Raw genomic sequence first — 21,548 nt, forward strand, 5'->3', positions numbered from 1 at the left:
GCCACGAGTACGGGCAGGGCGGCAGTGCGTACGCGATTCCTGCGATTCGCTCGGTTCGCTCGGTTCATGCGGTTCATGCGGTTCATGGAGAAGGCCCTTTCGGCGAAGGACGGGAACCGGCCGGGAGTCGTGGTACGACGCGGCCGTGGACGCCGATGTGCTCACCCGCAAAGGTGATTCACGGCGTCGGTGGGCCGATTTTGCGGTGGTTGATGACCTTTCACAACCGGATCCCGCTTGCTTCGCCCATGTCGGGATAAATAGATTCCTGACCTGCTGGGACGTGCTTGTCCCGGGACGCGAAGCAGCCCGCGGGACGCCGTGGCCGGACCGCAGGGAGACGTCCTCGATGACCGAGCGCGGGCGAGCGGGACATGTCGCAGCGGCTCGACAACTGGGTGCCGCACTGCGGGGTCTGCAACAGCGGTCGGGCCGTACGCTGCGGGCTCTGGAAGAGCGGGTACGCGTCAGCGACTCGTCGCTGTCCCGCTACTTCCGTGGCGACACCGTCCCGCCCTGGCCCGTGGTCCGCGACCTGTGCCAGGCGCTGGGGGCCGACCCCGCCGGCTACCGGGCCCTGTGGGAAGCAGCCGACCGCGGGCAGCCCGACGGTCCCGAACTTCCCGAACACCCCGAACCGGCTGTGGGCACGCTGTGTGAGGACACGCAGGGTTCCTCCGGCTTCAGGTGGTGGCGCAGGACGCGCGGTCGCCTCCGCGGTCGCTGGGTGTGCGCCGCCGCCGGAACCTCGGCCGGGCTGCTCATGGGTGTCCTGCTCACCTTGCCCGGCCTGTGGACCGTGTCCGCCGATTCCGCGGGCGACGCCAAGGCTCCCGACCCGTCCGTGCAGGGCGGTGAGATCCCCAAGAACGCGCCGGCGCTCGCCCAGTCGTCACGGATCTTCGTCAGCCGGGCCACGGGGAGATGCCTGGACGACAGTCTCGACCAAGGGCTGCGTTCCTACGGATGCAACGGGATGTCCTACCAGTGGTGGACCGTCCGTCAGTCCGCCGACGGCACCCGCCGGCTCCGCGGGCACGCCACGGGACGCTGCCTGGCCGACGGCGGCGCCGGTCTGCGTGCCCTGCCCTGCGACAGGACCACGTCCCAGAAGTGGGTCTTCACGTCGGGGGACGACGAGGCTGTCGGCCTGAGGAACAAAGCCACCGGGAGATGTCTGGACGACAGCACTGCCGGCCTGCGCGTGCTGCCGTGCAAGGACACACACCACCAGAAGTGGGCCTAGGCGCGGCAGGAGTTCTGGATCGGGGACTCGGCCGGGCTGCCGGTCTCGTCCCGGATCGGGCATGCCGCCCCGGTGCCTGTCAGGCGGTTGACAGGAGTGCGCGCATCGCCGTGAGTGCCGACGGCTCGACCCGGTAGTACACCCAGGTGCCGCGCCGCTCGGAGGAGAGCAGGCCGGCCTCCTTGAGTTTCTTCAGGTGGTGGGAGACCGTCGGCTGGGAGACGCCGACGTCGGAGATGTCGCACACGCACGCCTCGCCACCCTCGTGGGAGGCCACCGAGGAGAACAGGCGCAGCCGTACCGGGTCGCCCAGCGCCCTGAACATCCGCGCCGCCGTCTCGGCCTCCTCCGCCGTGAAGGGGCGCTCGGTCAGCGGTGGGCAGCAGACCGCACCGCCCCCGGCCGTCTCGGCCGTCTCGGGCTCCTTGAGCTCCTCGGGCTTCTCGGGTCCGAGGAGCGGTAGTGCCTTCGTGTTCGACATGCGTCTATGTTCACATATGTCGAAGCAGGCGGGCCGGCGCGGGTTTCCGCTCCGGCGGCGGCACGGCCTGGGCCCTCATCGGTTCCGACATCGGTTCCGACGAGGCGCGGGTCGTTCCCGATCGCTCCGGATCTAGGCTGGGTTCGCACCGCCGCTCCCTCTGGAACTGGAGTTGTCATGCGTGTCTTCGTCGCCGGTGCCACCGGCGCTGTCGGCAGTCTGCTCGTCCCGATGCTGGTCGCGGCCGGGCACGAGGTCACCGGTACCTCCCGGTCCCCGGCCGGGACCGAGCGGATCAGAAGCCTCGGAGCCACGGGAGTCCGGGCGGACGCGCTCGACGCGGAGGGACTGCGGCACGCGGTCCGCGCGGCGGCACCGGAGGTGGTGATCCACCAGCTCACCGATCTCTCCGGCGCGGACGGGGCCGCCAACGGCCGCATCCGCCGGGAGGGCACCCGGAACCTGGTGGAGGCCGCGAAGGCGGCCGGGGTCGGCCGGATCGTCGCCCAGTCGATCTCCTGGGCGTACGCGCCGGGCGACGGTCCGGCCGGGGAGGCGGTACCGCTCGACGGCACGGCCGCTCAGCCCCGCGCCGGGACGGTGGCCGCTGTCAGGGCCCTGGAGGAGACGGCGGCGGAGCTGGAGACAGCGGTCCTGCTGCGCTACGGCCTGCTGTACGGGCCCGGCACCTGGTACGCACCGGACGGCGCTCTCGCGGCTGCCCTGGCGGGCGAGCCGTCGGCGCCCTTCCTGGGGAGCACCGTGGCGAACGACGCGGTGAGCTCGTTCGTCCACGTCTCCGACGCGGCGGGCGCCGCGCTGGCCGCGCTCGACTGGCCGGGGGGACCGGTCAACATCGTGGACGACGAGCCCGCCCCCGCCCGTGAGTGGCTTCCGGCCCTGGCCGAAGCCCTCGGCGTGCCCGCACCCACCCCGGTGGCGGGCCGGCAGGAGTGGGAGCGCGGCGCTCTCAACGCACTGGCCCGCGGTCGGGGCTGGCAGCCCGAGTGGCCGACCTGGCGGACCGGTTTCGCCGCCCGGTGCGCCGTCCGGTGAGTTCTCCGGAAGCCTGCTGAGGCCCTGCACCGCCGTCACCGCCGTCACCGCCGTCACCGCCGTCCTCGGTCGGTCGGCGGTGGTCACTCGTTCCGTTCGCCGGCCTCCCGGGCCGCGTGCTCCAGACGGGCCCGGTATGCCTCCCACCAGGCATCGTCGGCCGGCACCATGCTGTCGTTGTCCTGGGCCATCCCCACCCCGCCGTCGGTGAGTTCGCGGATGATGTCGGCGTGCCCGGCGTGGCGCTGGGTGTCGGCGATGACGCGTACGACGGCATGGTGCAGGGTCACCTCGTCCTTGCCGCCGGGCCACCAGGGCACCCTGCCGACCGTGTCCAGCGGCAGTGCGGCGAGGGTCGCGTCCGAGTGCGCCCAGGCGCGGCGGTAGAGGCCGACGACGGACGAACGGGACTCGTCGGCCGTGGCCCACATGTCCGCGTTGTCCTCGGCGCCCTCCTCGAACCACGGCAGCGGTTCCCCGGAAGGGCGCCCGAACGTGTCGCCCAGATAACCGAGTTCGATGCTCGCCACGTGCTTGACCAGGCCCAGCAGATTCGTCCCGGTCGGTGTGTGCGGGCGGCGGATGTCGTACTCCGGGAGCCCCCCCAGCTTCCACAGCAGGGCGTCCCGGGCGGACTGGAGATAACGGTGGAGGTCGGCCTTCGGGTCGTACGTCGTCGTCATGGCGGCAGTCTGCCGTGCACGGCGGCGGGGCGGGACCTCCACGAGGACGGACCTCCACGAGGGTGAACTTCCGGTGTCCCGCCCCGCCGCCGGCCGGCTCTACTCCTGGTGCGAGAACGCCGAGTCGAAGGACGCGGACGGGAGCGGCCACAGCAGGCCGCGGACGTACGCCGCCGCCTCCGCCGCGCCGCGCAGGCGGTCCATGCCGGCGTCCTCCCACTCGACCGACACCGGGCCGTCGTAGCCGATCGCGGCGAGGGCGCGGAAGCCGTCCTCCCAGGGGACGTCGCCCCGGCCGGTCGACACGAAGTCCCAGCCGCGGCGCGGGTCGCCCCAGGGAAGGTGGGAACCGAGGACGCCGGCGCGGCCGTTGCCGGGACGCAGCCGGGTGTCCTTGCAGTCGACGTGGTGGATGCGGTCCTTGAAGTCCCAGATGAAGCCGACCGGGTCCACGCCCTGCCACATCATGTGCGACGGGTCCCAGTTGAAGCCGAACTCCGGCCGCCCGCCCAGTGCTTCGACCGCCCGGACGCTGGTCCAGTAGTCGTACGCGATCTCGCTCGGGTGGACCTCGTGGGCGAAGCGCACGCCCTCCGCGGCGAAGACGTCGAGGATCGGGTTCCAGCGGGCCGCGAAGTCCTCGTAGCCCGCCTCGATCACCTTCGCCGGGACCGGCGGGAACATCGCCACGTACTGCCAGATGGAGGAGCCCGTGAAGCCCACGACCGTGTCGGCGCCCAGCTTGCGGGCCACCCGCGCCGAGCGCTTCATGTCCTCGGCGGCGCGGCGGCGTACCCCCTCCGGGTCGCCGTCGCCCCAGGTGTACGGGCGCACGATCGCCTCGTGGCGGAAGTCGATCGGGTCGTCGCAGACCGCCTGGCCGGTGAGGTGGTTGGAGATCGCGAACACCCGCAGGCCGTGGCGGTCCAGGACGTCGAGGCGGGACCGCAGGTACGCCGGGTCCTCGTCGGCGCGCTTCAGGTCCAGGTGGTCACCGGAGGCGGCGATCTCCAGGCCGTCGTAGCCCCATTCGGCCGCGTGGCGCGCCACCTCCTCGAAGGGCAGGTCCGCCCACTGGCCGGTGAAGAGGGTCACCGGCAGACGCGACGACCGGTTCCGCACGGCGCTCGCTGCGCTCTCTGTGTTCTCTGTGCCCGTGCTGCTGCCGGCGCTCACAGCCCGGCCTCCAGACGGCGGAACATGGCGTGCTGGCGGCGGACCATCACGCTGCCCCGGTACGGCTCGCGGCGGCCCTCGTACTCCGAGGACAGCCAGCCCTCGTAGCCGCCCTGCTTGAGGGTGCGCAGCACGTCGGTCCACGGGATGTGCAGGTCCTCGAGGTGCTCGTCGACCTCGTAGAACTTGGCCTGGACGAAGACCACGTACGGCAGGACGTCGAGCAGGTCGGACGCCGGTACGCGCAGCGGGCGCAGCGGGACCGGGAGGTCCTCCTCGGACTCCGGGACCTTGCCGTCCAGGCCGTCCAGGGACGGCTTCGTCATGAAGACGCCGGTGTCGATCAGCAGGCCGAAGTTCTTCGTGCCGGTGCGCTCGACGAAGGAGATGTAGTCGTCGACGACGGGGTGCCTGATCGGCGTCGGGGCATGGATCTCCGGGCAGATGACGATGTTCTTCTCGGCCGCCAGGTCGAGGGTGCGCTCCACCGCCTCCTCCCAGATGGGGTGGGGCTGGAGGTCGAGGGACACGACGCCGATCTTCGGACGGACGAAGGAGAAGCCGAGTTCGGCGGCCAGCCGGATGTCGCGGGCCAGTGCCTCGTGGCCCTCCTGCGCGGTCAGATCGCGGTCCAGCCACATGCGGCTGTCGATCCAGGAGCCGTAATTCGTGGGCGTCAGGCCGTACTTGGCGATGTTCCGGTGCCAGGAGTCGATCCACTCCGCGGAAGGCGCCGGATATCCGGGGATGTTGCCCTCGCCGAGGATCTCGATGCCCGTCGCGCCGATGTCGTGGATCTCTGCCATGACGTCCTCGAGGGTCATGGAGGTGTTCATGTCCCCGGTGTACGAGTACGTCGACACGCCGTACTTGAAGGTGCCGTCCGTGCCGCCGACGAGGGTCAGCGGGCGTTCGGCACGGAACACGTTGGGCTGGAACTCGACGGGGTAGTACGGGGCACGCAGCCGTACGTCGACCGCGACCCGGTGCACGCCGCGCTCGAGCCCGCCTTCCAGCGGGACGAACACCGACGCCGGCTCGTCGAGGTTCCAGCGGGCACCGGTCGACGCGCGCAGCTCGGCGAGCGGGAAGCGCCTGCCCTGCAACTCGACGGCGGTCTCCTCGTACGACCAGCTGCGCCCGTCGACCGTCACTCCGACGCCGTCGACGAGACTGCTCGACAGGCCGCGGTAGTTGGGGTTGCGCAGGTGGATGCGGAAGCCGGTCGTGCGGCCGTTCTCCGCGACGTTGGCGAAGCCCCAGTTCTGGATGATGTCGCGCTCGAGCACCGAACACTCCTTCGTGCGATGACGTGCCGGCCCGGTGACCGGGACGGGCGGTGGCGGATGCCGGGGGAGCGGGCCGCCCGCTGCGCGGGGCTGTGCGGTGCGCGCGGCTCGCTCCCCCGAACGTCCTCCCGCACTTTAGCCCGCGATGTGCATTAGTCAAACCTTTGGTCGGTGATGGATGAGGTGATGGTGGCGGCGGCTGCTGGGGTGGGAGTTGCCGTCGTGGGGCTTCTGTCGAACCTCTTGTGTTTTGCATTATCCGTGCGTATCGTCCCCGGCGTCGGCAGGGCGAAGCGCATCTCGAAGGCGGATGCGCGGACGGCCGGCCTTCCCAGGCCCGACGTCGAGCCTGGTGATCCGGAGGAACAAGCAGCATGAGCAGCAGCAAGTCAGTAGTGGTGGTCGGCTACGGCACGATGGGCGTGACCCACACCCGCAAGATCACCGGTGTCGAAGGTCTCGACGTGACCGGCGCGGTGGACACCAACTCCTATCGGCAGGAGGCGGCCCGCGAGGACGGACTGCACGTCTACCCGGACCTCGCCGCGGCACTGGCCGACGACACCGTGGACATCGTCCTGATCGCCACCCCCAACGACGACCACTTCCCGATCGCCGTCGCCGCGCTCGGGGCCGGCAAGCACGTGCTGTGCGAGAAGCCGGCCATGCTCGACAGCCAGGAGATGACCAAGGTCGCCGAACTGGCGGAACGCCAGGGCCGGTTGTTCATGGTTCACCAGAACCGCCGCTGGGACCCCGACTACGCCGCCATGAAGCGCGTCTACGACGAGGGCACCATCGGCCCGGTCACCTACGTCGAGACGCGCATCCACGGCTCGCGCGGCATCCCCGGCGACTGGCGCGGCGAGGCCGCCCGCGGCGGCGGCATGCTGCTCGACTGGGGCGTCCACCTCGTCGACCGGCTGCTCCTCATGGTCGGCGCCCCGCTGACCACCGTCTACGGCTCGCTCAGCCACGACCTCGGCAAGGAGGTCGAGGACGGCGTCAAGGCGTACCTCACCTTCGCCAACGGTGTACGGGCACTGGTCGACGTCAGTACGTCCAGCTTCGTCACCCTGCCCAAGTGGTACCTCCAGTCCGCCCGCGGTACGGCCGTGGTCGAGGACTGGGAGATGCACGGCAAGGTCGTCGTCCTGGAGGACGAGGACGAGGCCGACGCGACCCCGATCCAGGCCGGCGCCGGGATGACGAAGACGATGGCGCCCCGCCTGATCGACTTCAAGGCGCTCGCCCGGATCCAGGACTCCGTCAGCGTGCTGCCGCTGCCGGACGTCGCCCCGGACATCGACGACTGGTACCGCAACGCCCTCGCCGTGATCGACGGCATCGACGGCATAGACGGCACGGTCGTGGTCGGGCAGACCGTCCGCAACGACCAGGTGATCCGCACGCTGCGGGTGCTGGAGGCGATCCGCGAGTCCCACGAGACCGGCACGGCCGTCGTCTTCGAGCCTGCTGCCGAGACCGCTGCCGAGACCGCTGCCGGGTCTGCTGTCCGGCCTGTGGCCGCAGGCGCCTGACTCCTCCCTCCCCGGCCCACCCCTCGGCCTCCCGCCCCACCCCCACCCCCCTGTACGAAGATCGGAAGACCCCCATGACACTCCGCGTAGGCATCGTCGGATGCGGCTTCATCGCCGACCTCAAGCACTTCCCCTCGCTCCTCGACGTCCCGGAGCGCGCCGTGATCACCGCCGTGTGCGACATCGAACCCGGCCGCGCGGAGCGGGCGAAGGAGAAGTACGGCCTGGAGGCGGCGTACGTCACCGCCGACTACAAGCGCCTGGTCGACGACCCGGACATCGACGTCATCCACGTCTGCACCCCGAACAACTCCCACCGCGAGATCACCGTCGCGGCGCTGGAGGGCGGCAAGCACGTCCTCGTCGAGAAGCCGATGGCGATCACCGGCGAGGACGCCCGCGCGATGACCGAGGCGGCGCGGCGCACCGGCAAGAAGCTGACCGTCGGCTACCAGAACCGTTTCCGCAAGGACGCCCAGTTCGTCCGGCACGCCGTCGACGAGGGCCGCCTCGGCGAGATCTACGTGGGCCGCGCCTACGCGGTGCGCCGCCGCGGTGTGCCGACCTGGGGTGTCTTTCGTGACAAGGAGAAGCAGGGCGGCGGCCCGCTGATCGACCTCGGCGGCCACGCCCTCGACCTCACCCTCTGGTACATGGACAACTACGAGGTCGACTACGTCGTCGGCCAGACCTTCGACAAGCTGCGCGACAAGCCGGCCGGCAACCTCGGCGGTCCCTGGGACCCGGCGACGATCACCGTCGAGGACTCGGCCTTCGGGTTCGTCCGGATGAAGGACGGCGCCGTGGTGACCCTCGACGCGTCCTGGGCGCTGAACGTGCCGGACAACCGTGAGGGCTGCACCACCCTGTGCGGCACCGAGGGCGGCGCGGAGATCGCCTCGGTCGACGGGACGTACGTGGCCAGCATCAACGGCGTCGTCGGCGGCGAGCTCACCGAGACCGCGCCGGAGGCGAAGGCCGGCTACTTCGGAGTCTCCGGCGCGTCCGACAACCCGGGCGCCGGGGAGGTCCGTACCTGGCTGGACGCCATCGAATTCGACCGGGACCCGGTGGTCCTGCCGGAGCAGGCGTGCCGTGTCACCGAGATCCTCGAGGCCGTCTACACGTCGGCGGCCTCGGGCAAGCCGGTCGCGTTCTGACCGCGACCCGCACCGGCACCGGGCAGGGCAGGGCGGCGAAGAGGCCGCGAGGGGCGATCGGAGAAGATACGGACCTATGAGTACGTACCTCCCGTTACGCGTGCGGCGCGCCGCCCTGCCTCCTGCCTGCCGGGCACCCCCTATGACCTGCAAGGTCATACCCATCAAGGAGATCTCAACGATGAGTGATTCCCCCGTCATGGACACAGCCGGGTCGGCCGGGTCCACGCCCGCGCCGGACGGGCCGGTGGCGCAGCCGCCGCACCACGACCAGCCGGGTCTCGGCGAGCGGCTCGGCTACAGCCTCGGCGACCTGGCGTCCAACCTCACCTGGACCACCGTCTCCAGTTATCTGCTGTTCTTCTACACCGACGTCGCGGTGATCGCGGCGGCGACGGCGGGCACGCTGATGCTGGTGGCCCGGGTGCTCGACGCCGTGTTCGACCCGTCGATCGGCATGCTGCTGGACCGTACCCGCACCCGTTTCGGACGGGCCCGGCCGTTCCTGATGTTCGGCGCGCCGGTCCTCGCCGTCCTGACGGTCCTGACCTTCGTCACGCCCGGCTCCGGCGGCAGCGCCGACATCGTGTGGGCGTACGTCACCTTCATCCTCGTCGGCCTCGCGTACTCCGCGGTGAACGTGCCGTACGGCTCGCTGATGCCGATGATGACCCGGGACTCCGGGATGAGGATGAAGCTGTCCGCGTTCCGCTTCTTCGGGGCGAGCATCGGCCTGATCGTCGTGTCCACCGCCACCACCCCGCTGGTCGACGCCCTCGGCGGCGGAAACCAGCGCCGCGGCTTCCTGCTCACGGTCACCCTGTACGCGATCGTCGGGCTGATCCTCTTCTGGACGGTGGCCGCGACCGCGAAGGAGCGGGTCCCCTCCGCCGCCCCCGCCGAGGTCGAGGCCCCGATGCGGACCGCGCTGCGCGCCACGCTGACCAACGGACCCTGGGTCGCGCTGTTCGTCCAGACCCTGCTGATGTTCGCGCGGCTCGGCGTCATCACGGGCGGTGCGATCTACTACGCCCTCACGGTCGTCGGGAACCCGTCCGCGATCTCCCTGATCCTGCTGGCGTACTCGCTGTCCGCGCTCGCCGGGTCCGTCGCCACCCCGCCGGTGCTCAAGCGGCTCGGCCACCGCAACGGCATCATCGCGGGGCTCGTGGCCTCGATCGTCCTGACGGTGCTGCTGGTCCTGTTCCGCCACACCATGCCGGCGTTCCTCGCGGTGTTCTTCCTCTCGGGTGTGGTCGGCGGCTTCGGGTTCGTCGCGGCGCCCGCGCTGGTGTCGGACACCGTGGAGTACCAGGAGTACAGGACCCGGCAGCGCAACGAGGGTCTGCTGTACTCGGGTTACAGCTTCGCGACCAAGGTCGGTACGGCGCTGGGCGGCGCGATGCTGGCGTGGGGCCTGGGCGTCATCGGCTACCGGGCGGACGCGCACGGCGGTCACATCGCCAACGGTGTGCTGTGGCTGTACCTCGGCCTGCCGGTGGTGCTCGCGGTGCTGCAGATCGTCGCCCTCGGCTTCTACCGGCTGGAGAAGCGGCTGCCCGAGATCACGGCGGAACTGGAGGCCCGGCACGCGGACGACGGGATCTGACGAGGTGTCTGACGGGGGATCGGACCGAGGAACAGTCGGAGGACGTGCGGCATGACGCCCGGTGCGCGGTGGTGGGGAACCGTGCACCGGGCATCGGTGTCCGCCGACGCCGATACGATCGTGGGGAGGCGAGCAGACGGACATGGGAGACGTACGCGCGATGCAGAAGGCGCAGGCAGCGCACAAGAGCGGGGGCGAGCCGTACGACGGACTGGCCAAACTGCTGGGGGCGTTGCGGACCCACCGGATCCGCACCCGACCGGAGCTTGCGCGTGACGCCGCCCTCGGCCGCAACATCGTCTCGGCCGATCTCCGTATCGCCCAGGACCTGGGCCTGGCCGTCCCGGCGGGCACCGCGCCGTCCAGCGGGGGCCGCGCGCCCGAGCTGTGGCGCTTCGTGGGCGAGCGCGGCGCCATCCTGGTGGCCTGCGTCGGCGCGGCCGCGATGCGGCTGGCGCTGGTGCAGCTCGACGGCACGATCGTCGCGCGCCGCCATACGGAATGGCTGGTCAGTGAGGGTCCGGAGCGGACGCTGACCCGCATCGCGGCGGAATTCGACGCGCTGCTGGACACCGACGGCCGCCCCGAGCTGTGGGGCATCGCCGTCGCACTGCCCGGCCCGGTGGAGCACCAGACGGGCCGCCCCGTCGACCCGCCGATCATGCCGGGCTGGAACGCGTACGACGTGCGCGGCTGGTTCGCCGAGCGGTACGGGGTCGGGGTGTGGGTCGACAACGACGTGAACGCGATGGCCCTGGGCCACCTGGTGCTGGACCCGACCGCCGAGAACCTGATCTACGTCAAGGTCGGCACCGGCCTCGGCGCCGGTCTGATCTCCCGGGGCTCGCTGCACCGCGGCAGCCAGGGCGCGGCGGGCGACATCGGCCACGTCCGTGTCGAGGACCGGGACGATGTGACATGCCGTTGCGGCAGGACCGGCTGCCTGGAGGCCTACGCGGCCGGCTGGGCGATGGAGCGCGACGCGATCACCGCCCACGTCGAGGGTCGCAGCGCCTATCTGACCTCCGTGATGCATGAGAACGGCCGTATCACCCCGGCGGACATCGGCAGGGGCACGAAGCTCGCGGAACCGACGTGCGTCCAGCTCACGGCGCGCTCGGCGACGCGGGTCGGCAATGTGCTGGCGGTGCTGGTCAACTTCTTCAACCCGTCGCACGTGGTGCTGGGCGGCGGCGTTGTGGAATCGGGCGAGCTGTTCCTCCAGACCGTGGAGCGCATCATCCACGAACGGGCCATCAGCCTGGGCACCCGGACGCTGCGTGTCTCGGCAGGCCACCCCGACCAGATCGAGGGACTGCTGGGCGGCGCCCGGATGGTCGTGGACGCGCTGATGGAACCGGCTTTACTGGCCGAGTGGGCCCCGGTGGGCTCCCCGGCGGGCGTTCCGTCGATCGTGAACCGCAAGATCCAGGACGAGCTCGACGCGGCGTGACGGCTCCGTGTCGGTATGCGGTACGAGGTGTGACCCGTCGGTCGATGAACTCAGCGGCGGTCTGTGGCCCGTGGATGTCCTGTACCTGCGAAGGTGATCCAACAGGTGTCACGGGCGGTGTCCAGGAGATACCAGACGCGCCCTCCACCGGTCACCTCGATCTGCCACTGCTCGCAGGTCTGGCCCCGGAAGGTGCCATGAGCCAGGCTGCCTTTCAGCCGATGGTGGCGGGGTGTCTCGGCGGCCGGTCTCGGGTTCGTCCGCATGATGATCCATGTGCGGTACGTGTTCTCCCGCGCCTGCTGGGCGAGGCAGTTCCACCCCTTGGCCGAGGCCGCGTCCGCGAAGCGGACTTCCCAGTGACCGTCCGGCGCCGGTGGTGCGGTGCGGTCGCCGCGGCCCGCGCTCACGCGGCATCCTGCGGATCCGGCACCGGGCCGAAGTCCTCGCTGTGGTCCCGGGTCAGAGCTGCCAGCAGCTCCGGGTCCGAGTGTGCCTCCGCCGTGTGCTGCCAGGCGATGAGCATCTGGGCCACGGACGCGCTGTTGCCGACGGAGTCGGCGGCCCGCATGGTGTCGACGAGCTCGATGGCGAAGGCGTGGACGTCGTGGTCGGGCAGGAAGCGGATCCAGGGGAACGCATCCGGCAGTATGTCCAGAAGCAGTTCTGGACCGCCGGGCTCGCGGCGTGCCATCGCTGCCAGCATCCGGGTGGCGGCTGCCACCACTGTCTGATCCTGTTCCGCCCGCGCCGCGGTGGTCAGGACGAGGTCTTCGCCGTCTCTGCGGTGCAGCAGCAGCCGAGGTGCTTCCTTCAGCCGGGCAAGTGTCTGTCTGTTCTTGTTCACCAGCTCGGAGAAATTCACGGCGGTGTTGTCGGTGGGCATGACTTTGAAATTACTTCGAAAGGCGTCGGGTGGCCATCCCCCACGAGAGTGATCGGGCGGCTGCCGGCCGGCGCTGGTTTTTGGCCGGGGTCAAGGGAGATGTCCCTCTGCTTTTGAACCAGGAGACGAGAATCGACCACCACCGGAGGGCCACGCACCCGGCCACTGGCTCAGCAGGCCGTGGGGAGCGGCTCGGCGGACCGGCAGTCGCGGCAGCGTTCGACCGATTCCGGTGCCCGGAAGCCGCGGTCGCAGCCGTCGCAGTTACGGATGGGGTGGACGAGGGGCTGCCGCTCCGCCGTGTCCTCCGCGGGTGTTTCCTCCAGGGATCTCCCCGTGGGGGAGGGGAGCAGCGGGAGCGGTGTCTCCCGGAGGCGGTAGGCCAGGATGGCGACCGGTCGGCCGAGGAAGACGTCGGGGAGTCTTTCGGTGAGCAGTGAGACGATCCGCACCCTGTCCACGCCTGCCGCGAGCCACTGGCCGATGGCGGGGGCGATCCGTGCGGCTTCCGGCAGGGAGAGTTCGAGGCGGGGGTCGACCCGGCGCAGCGAGGTGAGCACGGCGAGGACCTGCGGGTCGATGTCGGCGAGTGTCGCGGGTCGTTGCGGTTGCGGCTGCGGCTGCCCCGGTTCCGGCTGGGGCTGGTGCTGAGGTGGAACAGGGGCGGGTGTGTCCACTACTGCGAGTGTCCGGCCGCCTGTTGCCGCCGCGCGTGTCGCCTTCCGTGCGCGTGGCCGAGGTGGCGTCGGGTTCGGAGGCTTCGGCGGGCCGTCGGGATCGGGGTGGGTGCCGCCGCCGGGTACGTCGTAGAAGTACGTGCGGGTGCAGAAGCGTCCGTTGGGCTGCTGCTCGCGGCGGCGGACCAGGTGACCGGCGGCTTCCAGCACCCGGAGGGCCCGGGAGATGAGGATCTCGCCCTCGTCGAAGTGCTGGCACAGGTCGTCGATGCCGATGCGGGTGCCGTCGGGCAGGGAGGCGATGTAGACCCCGACTCCGACGGTGACCGCGCTGCCGGGGAGCTGGGCGAGGCTGTTGGAGAGCACGGTGAAGTCGGTGTCGAGCCGGGTGCGGACGTGGATCACGCCGAATGTCGGAGTTCCGGCGTCGGTGGGTGAGAGCACGTTAGACTGCGAATCAGCCATTGGGAAGCTGCTACTTCCTGATCGGTAAGGCCCCCGTTTGGGATTCCGTTTCCCTCCCGGGGGCCGTACTTTTGACGTTTGGTGGGGCGAACGTAACGGCCCCTGTGTCGCCTCCGCAAGCCAGTCACCCGCACGGGTGACGTGGCCGGGGAGGGAGGGTGGGCGGGTAGTTCTTTACCCCAGTTCTTTAAGGAGGGTCGTTGCCCACCGACCCCTCGCGGACAAGGATCCGGCCAGCTCAGACACCGTGACATAGCCGGTACCCAGCCCACTGGGTGCCGGTGGCGGTGATATCGAACCCTCGGTCGAACGGTTTTGTGTTCGAGGGGTGAGGGGCGAAGGGGTGAGGGGCGGGCTCGTACAGGAGTTTGCCGTTACAAATGGAAATAATGTGATCCGACTGCACCGTCGGCAAATGGACTCGGCAGTTCACCTCGGCCTGATTCATCGGTTTCTCCCCGGTGTCGACAGCACCGGGCACCCGCGAACCTGTGAGCCGACCGGACGAACCACGCCTGATTCCTGAGGGACCCGGCGTCGCTCGCTCCCGGTTCAGCAGAGGGCCGTGGACGTTCGTACGTCGTCGAGTGCTTGCCGGGTGAGTTCGCCGAAGTCGCAGTCCCTGTCGGCATCGGTCCAGCGTTCGTGGGCGATCGTGAAGGCGAGCGAGCCGAGTTCTGCGGCCACGCGAGCGGTCAGAGCGGGCACGCCGCGCTGTTCGAGCGCCTCGATGATCGATGCGATGAGGCCGAGGTTCTTCAGCGCTTCGCGTTCCTGGAGTTCGGGGTTGGCGGCGATCACCGCCTGCCGGCGGGTGACGAAGGAGCGGCGGGCGGGCGTGAAGATGTCTTTCCCGGCCGCGTCGAGCGCGTGAGCGACAGCTTCGAGCGGGGTGGCGGTCGCCGGTGCCGCGGCTATCGCCTCGGTGAGCAGTCCGTCCATCGTGCCGCGGCCGAAGAGCACTTCCCGCTTGTCCTGGAAGTGCCGGAAGAACGTGGTCTTTCCCAGTCCCGCGCGCTGCGCGATGTCGATCACGGACGTGTTGTCGTAGCCGCGTTCCTCGAACAGGTCGAGGGCGGCCTGGACGAGGCGTTCGGGGGCGTTCGGTTCCCAGCGGGCCATGACGACAGTTTACAGGACTTGGTTCCGTCACTCGTGTACAGTGCGGAAAGTGAAGGGACCAAGTTCCGTCACTCGTGTGCCGGAGGTCTGCCCAGGGAACGTGCCGTCTTCCGCCGGACGAGAGGCCCCGGAGCGCCGGAGTCACGAGAGGTCGTGAAGGCGCACGCCGGTCCGGGGGCCTCCCCGCAGGGCCGGATGTCCTTTCGCAGGTCACCGGCACGATCCTCGACGACCAGCTCGACCGGCTCACCCTCCCTGTCGCCGCGGCCTGCCCCCGTCGCACGGGACCCCACCAAGAAATGAGTGAAGGGACGACGATGAAGCGGATCCAGTACCACCAGTACGGCGGGCCGGAAGTCATGCGGCTGGAAGAGTTCGAGCCGGCACCGCTCGGCGCCGACGAGGTCCTTGTCCGGGTGCGCGCGGCCGGGGTCAACCCGATGGACTTCGGGATCCGCGCCGGCCGCATGAAGATGGTGACCGGCCGGAGCTTCCCACGGGCGATGGGCTACGACTTCGCGGGCGTCGTCGAGGCGGTCGGCGACCGTGTCACCCGGCTGCACGTCGGCGACGAGGTGCTCGGCGGACCGCCCATGAAGTCCTCGGGCGCGTTCGCCGAGGCGGTCGTCGTCCCGGAGAAGCGCGTCGTGAGGAAGCCCGCGAACCTCTCGTTCGAGGACGCCGCCACCCTCCCGACGGCCGGGGTCACCGCACTGCAGGCCCTGATCACGAAGGGAAGACTCCGGCCGGGCCAGGCCGTGTTCGTGCACAGCTGCCTCGGCGCGGTCGGCCGCTCCGCCGTGCAGATCGCCCTCGCCCACCGGGCCACGGTCGCCGGCAGCTGCCGGGACACCGCCAGGTCGGAAGCGGCCGCCCTCGGTGTCGACCCGGTTGTCGACTTCGACTTCGAGCCCGCCTCGCTCGCAGGGCGGTTCGACCTCGTCCTCGATGCCGGCGGTAAGTACTCGCTGCCGATCAAGGCCGCGCGCACGATGCTCAAGCCGGGCGGCGGCATCGTCAGCGTCGCCCCCACACCCGCCAACCTTGCCCGAAGCTTCCTGCCCGGCCCGTACCAGGTCCTGGTCACCCAACCGGTCACCGAGGACATCGCAGAGGTCGCGCGGGCTGCCGGCCAGGGGACGCTGCGGTTGCCGATAGCCCGCACCGTCCCGCTCTCGCAAGCCATCCCGGCACTCACCGAACTCGAACAGAACGGCACGGCCAAACGAGGCAAGCTGATCATCACGCCGTGACGACCCTCCACCGTCGTCGCGGCCACGCCGGACGGGACAGCGGTGGAGCAGTCCGCCGGCCGGCCGTCATCGCTCGGCGCACGGTGGGCGAACGGCGTACGGGTCACCGGTCCCCGGAACAGCCGCGGCGCCCCCAGCGAAGGCGGCTACCGGCCTCCGCGTCACGGTGACTTCTCGCGGCTTTCGTCACCGGCGAGCGGCCCGTCCCCCTCGGGGGCCTCCCCTCCCGCCCCGGTCGGACGGCTCGCGGACAGCAGAACCGCCCTATCCCCTCCATCGCAAGGAGAGCTGATATGAGGACCACGACCGTTGACGAGCCGCAGAGGGAGGCGATCGAGCAGCATTACGGCCCGCTCGGCCCGCACTCCGTCGAACTCACCGACGGAATAGGCGTCACCATGGACGACGGCGTCGAACTGCTGGGCACACTCGCCCTACCCGTAGCGGCCGGCAAGGTACCGGCCGTACTCATGCGCACGCCCTACGATCCCGCCTCCTTCCCGCCCGAAGTGGCCGCCTTCCACATGGGTGAAGTGATCGCCTGGGCGTCCCACGGATACGCGTGCTTCCTACAGTCCACGCGCACCACCACCTCGTACTTCTACGAAGCCGCCGACGGTCTGGCCACCGTGCGCTGGATGGAGCGGCAACCGTGGTTCGACGGGAACCTCGGCCTGAACGGCAGCAGTTACCACGCCTTCACCGCCTGGGCCACCGCTTCCTCGCGACCCGCCGGCCTGAAGGCGATCTCCACCGCGATGTACAGCACGGACCGGGTCAGCTCCTGGTACCCCGGCGGCGGCTTCGGTCTCGAACTGGCGCTGAGCTGGACCGCCGTCCAGCAGGCCGGCGGCGCCGCCGTCGGCGAGGAACTGTACGACCACCTGCCGCTCGACCAGGCGGACACCGCGGCCACCGGCACCACCCTCGACTTCTACCAGGAGCGCCTGGCCCACGACGGCGCGGACCCGCACTGGAAACCCCTGAATTTCGCCTGGTTGCTGGACGACCCTCCGGCGCCGATCCTGCACATCGACGGCTGGTACGACTACCACCGCACCTATTTCTGGCAGGACTTCGAGCGCCTGAACCACAACAGCAGCGATACGCCCCACCGTTTCGTCATCGGACCGTGGACGCACGCCGCCCCCGACCCGCGCATCTGCATGGCGGAGAAGCTGGCCTGGTTCGACACCCACGTACGCGGCGACGGCACCGGTCACTTCGCCGCCCTGAGCTACTACCGCACCGGCGCAGATGCCGGCTGGCACGAGATCGAGAAGTGGCACGAGCCGGAGACCACCGTCTTCCACGCAGGCCCGGACGAGCAGTTGCTGGCCGCCTCGCCCGATCCGGCCGAGCGGGTGGAATGGACCTACGACCCGGCCCACCCCACCCCGTCCGTCGGGTTCGTCACCCTCGGCACCGGAGACGCCGGCGGTCTCTGGGACAGCGGCGCCCTCGAACGGCGGGCAGATGTGCGCGTGTTCACCAGTGCGGTTCTGCGAGAGCCGCTGGACCTGGCCGGCCACGCGTCCGCCACCACGACCTTCTTCTCCGACGCGCCCAGCGCCGACCTGTTCCTGCGAGTCCTGGACGTCCACGAGAACGGGCAGGTCCACAGCGTGGCCGACGGCATTCTCCGCGTCACCGGTCCCGGCCTCGGCGAGGGCGTGCCCGTCAAGGTCGATCTCGGCCCCGTCGGGCACCGCCTCGTGGCCGGCCACCGCCTTCGTCTGCTGGTGGCCGGCGGGGCCCACCCCTACTACAACCGCAACCTCGGCACCGGTGAGCCGACCGCGACGGCCACCCGGACCCGTGTCGCGCGCCAGGCGGTCGCAGTCGGCGGCGTGGACGGCCTGCGTCTCTCCCTTCCCGTCGCTCGCTGAAGCGTGCCCGACGACCGGGCAGGTGCACGACCGGATGGCGCAGCCCCTCCGCGGACGGCCGCACGGCGTGCGAGCGCGGGGTACGAGGGGGACGGCGACAGCGACTACCCGTCCGACGGGGGCGTCAAGCGGTGAGCGGCTTCGCCGGTGCTCCGGCCAGGGGCGCTCCGGGTCGCGTGCAGCGATGCCAGGAGGTGCAGCCGGTCCGCGTCGGCGCTGTCCGGCTCGGCCGTCCAGACCAGCATGACCGGACCGGGCGCGCCGGGCAGCGGATAGGTGTCCCAGTCCAGGACGATGTCGCCGACCTCGGGGACGCGGAAGGTCTTGGTGCCGCTGGTCGACGCCCCTACGTCGTGGCGGGCCCACAACCGCCGGAACTCGGCGCTGCGGATGCTCAGTTCACCGACGACCGCGGTGGCACGCGGATGGGTGGGGTCGGTGGCGACGGCGGCGCGCATCATGCCGATGTAGTCCAGGGCCTGCCGCTCCCAGTCCGGACAGCTCCGCTGGCCGGTCAGCGTGTCGTCGAACATCAGCAGGAGCATGTTGAGCCGGTGCGGCGGAAGGCCGACCGGGCTGCCGAGCAGCGCCTCCGCCATCGGGTTCCAGGCGAGCAGGTCCAGGTGCCTGCCGAGCACGACCGCCGGGGTGTCCATCACCCGCAGCAGCCGCCGGGTGCTCTCCGGTACCCGCTCCGGACCGCGCTCCACCCGGGCGAGCACGGGTCGACGCGCGGCGTGGGCGAGGGCGAACAGGTGCCGGCGCTCCTCGTCGTCGAGGAAGAGCGCGTCGGCGAGCGCGTCCAGGACCCCGTCGGACGGATGTACCTCCCGGCCCTGCTCCATCCGCTGGTAGTAGTCGGTGCTCAGCCCGGCCAGCAGCGCCAGCTCCTCGCGTCGCAGCCCGGTGACCTTGCGCCGGCCGCCCGGCTCAAGGCCGACGTCACGGGGGAGCAGCCTGCCGCGCCGGGCACGCAGGAAATCCCCCAGCTCACGGGCGTACGGATGGACCATGCCGCAAGTGTGCCGCCGCACCGGGCGTCCAGGGTAGGTCCCGCAGACCTAGGCAACCGGGAACCACGGAACCCGCGCGTGGTGCTCCTAACGTCGTCGCTCCACGCACGGCGTCCACGACGTCTGCGGTGTCTACGACGTCTTCGACGCCCACGTTTCCGAGGAGCAGCGCATGGCCGGATGGACCGCCGACCGCATTCCCGACCAGCACGGCCGGATCGCCGTCGTGACCGGTGCGAACTCCGGCCTCGGCCTGGTCACCGCGACCGAGCTGGCCCGTCACGGCGCCCACGTCGTGCTCGCGGTCCGCGACACCGCCGCCGGTGCGGAGGCCGCCCGCCGGATCGGCGGCGACGTCGAGGTGCGCCGACTCGACCTGGCCTCCCTCGACTCGGTACGCGCCTTCGCCGCCGCTCTGGCCGCCGATCATCCGGTCGTCGACCTGCTGGTCAACAACGCCGGCGTGGTCCTGCTCGGTCCGCGCCGCGTCTCCGCCGACGGATTCGAGCTTCAGTTCGGCACCAACATGCTGGGCCACTTCGCGCTGACCGGCCTGCTGCTCGGCACGCTGGCCGCAGCACCGGAACCCCGTGTGGTCAGCCTCAGCTCGATCACCCACAAGAACGCGCACCTCGACTTCGACGACCTGATGTACGAGCGCCGCTACCGGGCCGCTGCCGCCTACGGCCGCTCCAAGCTCGCCACCACGGTCTTCGGCATCGAGCTGGACCGCAGGCTGCGCGCCGCCGGGTCGCCGGTCGTCAGCGCACTGGCCCACCCCGGCCTCACCCGCACCAACCTGACCCCGCGTGCCTGGGAACACCGAGGCCGGCTCGGGCGGGTGATCGCGCGGCTCGGTCTGCTGGCCACCCAGCCGGTGGAACAGGGCGCGCTGCCGCAGTTGCGGGCCGCGACCGACCCCGGTGTGCGCGGCGGCCAGTTCTTCGGGCCGGCCAAGCTCTTCGAGACCCTGGGCCGCGTCACCGAGGCCCGCCTCAGCCGGGAAGCGGCCGACCCCGCCGTCGGCAAACGGCTCTGGACGGCGGCCGAGAAACTGACGGGAGTCAACTACCTCTGACCCCGGGAGCCGAGAAGCCGTCGGTGCAGGTGCCAGTGGCCCGGGGAAAACTTGCCTGGATTGCCAACTTTCCTGAACCAGGCAAGTTGGCGATCCAGGCAAGTTTTCCCCCAGAGGGACTTGCCTGGATCGGGAAAGTTGGCGTTCTGAGCAAGTTTCGGGGTCCCGTCACGCGGCTCGGGGCGCTCCCCGACGTGCACGGGGCCGACCCGGACTTGTTCCCGGGCTCGGTGCTCGTCCCCGTTCCGTGGAAGGCGCTCGGCCTGTCGGCCGTGTCGTCTGCCGCTACGTTCACGGCTTGCGTCGTGCAGGTGTGGTTCTCTCGGACGGTACTCATGTACGTCACGTCAATCTGGTATGTCTGGAGGATCGTGGTACCCGGGTCGTGAGGTCGTGGTGGCAGCCCACGCGATTGCTGACCCCGTTCAGGGACACCGGGTGCCGAACGGGGCTGCCCTTTCCGAGGTCGTCAACGCCGGAAAACCGGTGGAGCCGTCGGAGCGCGTGACCGTACGGTCCCTGGGGTGACCTACCTGAGTCCTCTGGGATATCTGCTCGGTGTCGAAGGCGCCGCTCTGCTGCGCGGCTTCCGGGAAGGAAGCGCCGACCGGGCGTTCGTCGAGGCCCGGGTCGCCGAGATCCGCGCCCTGCTGGACTCGCCCGCCCTTGCGCATGCCGAAGGCGTGACGGCGACTGAGGGCACCATCAGTGCGGCCGACGTCTACCGATCCTGGGCGGCTCACTATGACGCCCCCGGCAACGACATGATCGACATCGAGCAGCCCGTCGTCCGGCGCATCCTGGACGGCCTGCCCATCGGTGCGGCGCTGGACGCTGCCTGCGGCACCGGCCGTCACACCGCCTACCTCCACCGGCTCGGCCACCGGGTGACAGGCGTGGACGCCTCGCCGGAGATGCTGGCCCGGGCCCGCGAGCGCCTGCCGGACGTCGACTTCCACGAGGCCGACCTGCACCGTCTGCCGCTCCCCGACAACGCGGTCGACACCGTCGTCTGCGCGCTCGCCCTGACCCACATCCCCGACCTGGCCCCCGTGCTGGCCGAGTTCGCGCGCGTCCTGCGTCCCGGCGGACACCTCGTGGTCTCCGATGCCCATCTGCTGGTGTCCTACCTCCGGCCGACGTTGGCCCGCCCTCCCGGCCCGGACGGCCGCCCGTCCCTCCTCACCGAGTACCACCGCCCGCTCAGCGCCTACCTCGCCGCAGCACTCCCCCTCGGCTTCCAGGTCCGGCACTGCGAGGAACCCCTCCGCCCGCGCCACTCCCTCGACCCCGACACCGCCCCGGACCCACTCCCGACCCACATGTCGTGGGACCTGCTGCGCTGGTGCCCGGAAGCGTCGGCCGCGGCCCTGGACGATTTCCCGATCGTGGTCGTCTGGCACTTCCAACTCGAAGGTGACGGGCAGTGCTGAGCATCGATGTCACCCGGCCGCTGCGGCAGCCCGTGCCG

At 70.6% G+C, this 21,548-nt stretch carries 20 protein-coding genes; 11 read left to right on the forward strand and 9 right to left on the reverse strand.

Annotated elements, in window-relative coordinates; genetic code table 11:
* Positions 1 to 349 precede the first annotated feature (349 nt).
* A complete protein-coding gene (locus ABZ862_RS33580) occupies positions 350 to 1,246 on the forward strand; it encodes a helix-turn-helix domain-containing protein (RefSeq protein WP_360966706.1) in 897 nt (298 codons plus the stop codon).
* A gap of 79 nt (positions 1,247 to 1,325) precedes the next feature.
* Here the strand turns inward: ABZ862_RS33580 and ABZ862_RS33585 are convergent, their stop codons facing one another.
* On the reverse strand, positions 1,326 to 1,727 hold the full coding sequence (locus ABZ862_RS33585) for a metalloregulator ArsR/SmtB family transcription factor (RefSeq protein ID WP_360966709.1): 402 nt from the start codon (positions 1,725 to 1,727) through the stop codon (positions 1,326 to 1,328).
* A gap of 177 nt (positions 1,728 to 1,904) precedes the next feature.
* Here ABZ862_RS33585 and ABZ862_RS33590 point away from each other — a divergent pair, with 177 nt between their 5' ends.
* On the forward strand, positions 1,905 to 2,783 hold the full coding sequence (locus ABZ862_RS33590; RefSeq protein ID WP_360966711.1) for an NAD(P)-dependent oxidoreductase: 879 nt from the start codon (positions 1,905 to 1,907) through the stop codon (positions 2,781 to 2,783).
* An 83-nt stretch (positions 2,784 to 2,866) separates the two neighbouring features.
* On the opposite strand, the gene ABZ862_RS33595 is transcribed toward ABZ862_RS33590, so the two are convergent.
* The 3 genes from ABZ862_RS33595 to ABZ862_RS33605 all read right to left on the reverse strand — a co-directional run bounded on the left by ABZ862_RS33595 (position 2,867) and on the right by ABZ862_RS33605 (position 5,931).
* Positions 2,867 to 3,466, reverse strand: coding sequence for a DinB family protein (locus ABZ862_RS33595; protein WP_360966714.1), 600 nt, complete (start codon positions 3,464 to 3,466; stop codon positions 2,867 to 2,869).
* Positions 3,467 to 3,565: 99 nt separating this feature from the next.
* A complete protein-coding gene (locus ABZ862_RS33600; protein ID WP_360966792.1) occupies positions 3,566 to 4,567 on the reverse strand; it encodes a sugar phosphate isomerase/epimerase in 1,002 nt (333 codons plus the stop codon).
* A 71-nt stretch (positions 4,568 to 4,638) separates the two neighbouring features.
* Entirely contained in the window at positions 4,639 to 5,931 is a 1,293-nt protein-coding gene (locus tag ABZ862_RS33605) for a DUF6379 domain-containing protein (RefSeq protein ID WP_360966716.1), read from the reverse strand.
* 171 nt (positions 5,932 to 6,102) lie between these two features.
* Here ABZ862_RS33605 and ABZ862_RS33610 point away from each other — a divergent pair, with 171 nt between their 5' ends.
* The 5 genes from ABZ862_RS33610 to ABZ862_RS33630 all read left to right on the forward strand — a co-directional run bounded on the left by ABZ862_RS33610 (position 6,103) and on the right by ABZ862_RS33630 (position 11,694).
* On the forward strand, positions 6,103 to 6,309 hold the full coding sequence (locus tag ABZ862_RS33610) for a hypothetical protein (RefSeq protein ID WP_360966719.1): 207 nt from the start codon (positions 6,103 to 6,105) through the stop codon (positions 6,307 to 6,309).
* Positions 6,306 to 7,472, forward strand: coding sequence for a Gfo/Idh/MocA family oxidoreductase (locus tag ABZ862_RS33615; protein ID WP_360966722.1), 1,167 nt, complete (start codon positions 6,306 to 6,308; stop codon positions 7,470 to 7,472). The genes ABZ862_RS33610 and ABZ862_RS33615 overlap by 4 nt, the downstream gene beginning before the upstream one ends.
* Before the next feature lie 74 nt (positions 7,473 to 7,546).
* The gene (locus ABZ862_RS33620; protein WP_360966725.1) at positions 7,547 to 8,632 is read left to right on the forward strand and encodes a Gfo/Idh/MocA family oxidoreductase; all 1,086 of its coding nucleotides are present in this window, start codon (positions 7,547 to 7,549) and stop codon (positions 8,630 to 8,632) included.
* A 181-nt stretch (positions 8,633 to 8,813) separates the two neighbouring features.
* On the forward strand, positions 8,814 to 10,241 hold the full coding sequence (locus tag ABZ862_RS33625; RefSeq protein ID WP_360966728.1) for an MFS transporter: 1,428 nt from the start codon (positions 8,814 to 8,816) through the stop codon (positions 10,239 to 10,241).
* A 142-nt stretch (positions 10,242 to 10,383) separates the two neighbouring features.
* Complete coding sequence (locus tag ABZ862_RS33630) at positions 10,384 to 11,694, forward strand: ROK family protein (protein WP_360966731.1); 1,311 nt, start codon at positions 10,384 to 10,386, stop codon at positions 11,692 to 11,694.
* 50 nt (positions 11,695 to 11,744) lie between these two features.
* Here ABZ862_RS33630 and ABZ862_RS33635 read toward each other — a convergent pair whose 3' ends face one another.
* The 4 genes from ABZ862_RS33635 to ABZ862_RS33650 form a co-directional block, all read right to left on the reverse strand.
* Positions 11,745 to 12,104: a hypothetical protein gene (locus ABZ862_RS33635; RefSeq protein WP_360966734.1), complete on the reverse strand. Its 360-nt coding sequence runs from the start codon at positions 12,102 to 12,104 to the stop codon at positions 11,745 to 11,747.
* Positions 12,101 to 12,580 (reverse strand): hypothetical protein, encoded by a 480-nt coding sequence (locus ABZ862_RS33640; RefSeq protein ID WP_360966737.1) that lies wholly within the window; start codon positions 12,578 to 12,580, stop codon positions 12,101 to 12,103. The genes ABZ862_RS33635 and ABZ862_RS33640 overlap by 4 nt, the downstream gene beginning before the upstream one ends.
* 170 nt (positions 12,581 to 12,750) lie before the next feature.
* Positions 12,751 to 13,722 carry a hypothetical protein gene (locus ABZ862_RS33645; protein ID WP_360966740.1) on the reverse strand — a complete coding sequence of 324 codons (972 nt, stop codon included), beginning with the start codon at positions 13,720 to 13,722 and terminating at the stop codon, positions 12,751 to 12,753.
* 552 nt (positions 13,723 to 14,274) lie between these two features.
* The gene (locus ABZ862_RS33650; protein ID WP_360966743.1) at positions 14,275 to 14,844 is read right to left on the reverse strand and encodes a helix-turn-helix domain-containing protein; all 570 of its coding nucleotides are present in this window, start codon (positions 14,842 to 14,844) and stop codon (positions 14,275 to 14,277) included.
* 317 nt (positions 14,845 to 15,161) lie between these two features.
* Between ABZ862_RS33650 and ABZ862_RS33655 the strand changes: the two genes are divergently transcribed.
* Both ABZ862_RS33655 and ABZ862_RS33660 read left to right on the forward strand, forming a co-directional pair.
* A complete protein-coding gene (locus ABZ862_RS33655; protein WP_360966746.1) occupies positions 15,162 to 16,097 on the forward strand; it encodes an NADP-dependent oxidoreductase in 936 nt (311 codons plus the stop codon).
* A 293-nt stretch (positions 16,098 to 16,390) separates the two neighbouring features.
* A complete protein-coding gene (locus tag ABZ862_RS33660; RefSeq protein ID WP_360966749.1) occupies positions 16,391 to 17,986 on the forward strand; it encodes a CocE/NonD family hydrolase in 1,596 nt (531 codons plus the stop codon).
* A gap of 104 nt (positions 17,987 to 18,090) precedes the next feature.
* Here the strand turns inward: ABZ862_RS33660 and ABZ862_RS33665 are convergent, their stop codons facing one another.
* Positions 18,091 to 18,999, reverse strand: a complete 909-nt coding sequence (locus ABZ862_RS33665) for a helix-turn-helix transcriptional regulator (protein WP_360966752.1) — start codon at positions 18,997 to 18,999, stop codon at positions 18,091 to 18,093.
* A 172-nt stretch (positions 19,000 to 19,171) separates the two neighbouring features.
* On the opposite strand from ABZ862_RS33665, the gene ABZ862_RS33670 reads away from it, so the two are divergent.
* On the forward strand, positions 19,172 to 20,077 hold the full coding sequence (locus tag ABZ862_RS33670; RefSeq protein WP_360966755.1) for an oxidoreductase: 906 nt from the start codon (positions 19,172 to 19,174) through the stop codon (positions 20,075 to 20,077).
* Between the two features lie 524 nt (positions 20,078 to 20,601).
* Positions 20,602 to 21,510, forward strand: coding sequence for a class I SAM-dependent methyltransferase (locus ABZ862_RS33675; protein ID WP_360966758.1), 909 nt, complete (start codon positions 20,602 to 20,604; stop codon positions 21,508 to 21,510).
* Positions 21,511 to 21,548: the final 38 nt, after the last annotated feature.

Source organism: Streptomyces sp. NPDC047000 (assembly GCF_040644295.1).
Lineage (GTDB): Bacteria > Actinomycetota > Actinomycetes > Streptomycetales > Streptomycetaceae > Streptomyces.

What these genes read in the sequence shown, in the direction of transcription:
- ABZ862_RS33615 (WP_360966722.1), top strand. Translation starts at nt 6,306, where the DNA reads ATGAGCAGCAGCAAGTCAGTAGTGGTGGTCGGCTACGGCACGATGGGC.
- ABZ862_RS33650 (WP_360966743.1), bottom strand. Translation starts at nt 14,844, where the DNA reads ATGGCCCGCTGGGAACCGAACGCCCCCGAACGCCTCGTCCAGGCCGCC.
- ABZ862_RS33630 (WP_360966731.1), top strand. Translation starts at nt 10,384, where the DNA reads ATGGGAGACGTACGCGCGATGCAGAAGGCGCAGGCAGCGCACAAGAGC.
- ABZ862_RS33645 (WP_360966740.1), bottom strand. Translation starts at nt 13,722, where the DNA reads ATGGCTGATTCGCAGTCTAACGTGCTCTCACCCACCGACGCCGGAACT.
- ABZ862_RS33595 (WP_360966714.1), bottom strand. Translation starts at nt 3,466, where the DNA reads ATGACGACGACGTACGACCCGAAGGCCGACCTCCACCGTTATCTCCAG.
- ABZ862_RS33585 (WP_360966709.1), bottom strand. Translation starts at nt 1,727, where the DNA reads ATGTCGAACACGAAGGCACTACCGCTCCTCGGACCCGAGAAGCCCGAG.
- ABZ862_RS33670 (WP_360966755.1), top strand. Translation starts at nt 19,172, where the DNA reads ATGGCCGGATGGACCGCCGACCGCATTCCCGACCAGCACGGCCGGATC.
- ABZ862_RS33660 (WP_360966749.1), top strand. Translation starts at nt 16,391, where the DNA reads ATGAGGACCACGACCGTTGACGAGCCGCAGAGGGAGGCGATCGAGCAG.
- ABZ862_RS33655 (WP_360966746.1), top strand. Translation starts at nt 15,162, where the DNA reads ATGAAGCGGATCCAGTACCACCAGTACGGCGGGCCGGAAGTCATGCGG.
- ABZ862_RS33590 (WP_360966711.1), top strand. Translation starts at nt 1,905, where the DNA reads ATGCGTGTCTTCGTCGCCGGTGCCACCGGCGCTGTCGGCAGTCTGCTC.
- ABZ862_RS33640 (WP_360966737.1), bottom strand. Translation starts at nt 12,580, where the DNA reads ATGCCCACCGACAACACCGCCGTGAATTTCTCCGAGCTGGTGAACAAG.
- ABZ862_RS33625 (WP_360966728.1), top strand. Translation starts at nt 8,814, where the DNA reads ATGAGTGATTCCCCCGTCATGGACACAGCCGGGTCGGCCGGGTCCACG.
- ABZ862_RS33580 (WP_360966706.1), top strand. Translation starts at nt 350, where the DNA reads ATGACCGAGCGCGGGCGAGCGGGACATGTCGCAGCGGCTCGACAACTG.
- ABZ862_RS33665 (WP_360966752.1), bottom strand. Translation starts at nt 18,999, where the DNA reads ATGGTCCATCCGTACGCCCGTGAGCTGGGGGATTTCCTGCGTGCCCGG.
- ABZ862_RS33620 (WP_360966725.1), top strand. Translation starts at nt 7,547, where the DNA reads ATGACACTCCGCGTAGGCATCGTCGGATGCGGCTTCATCGCCGACCTC.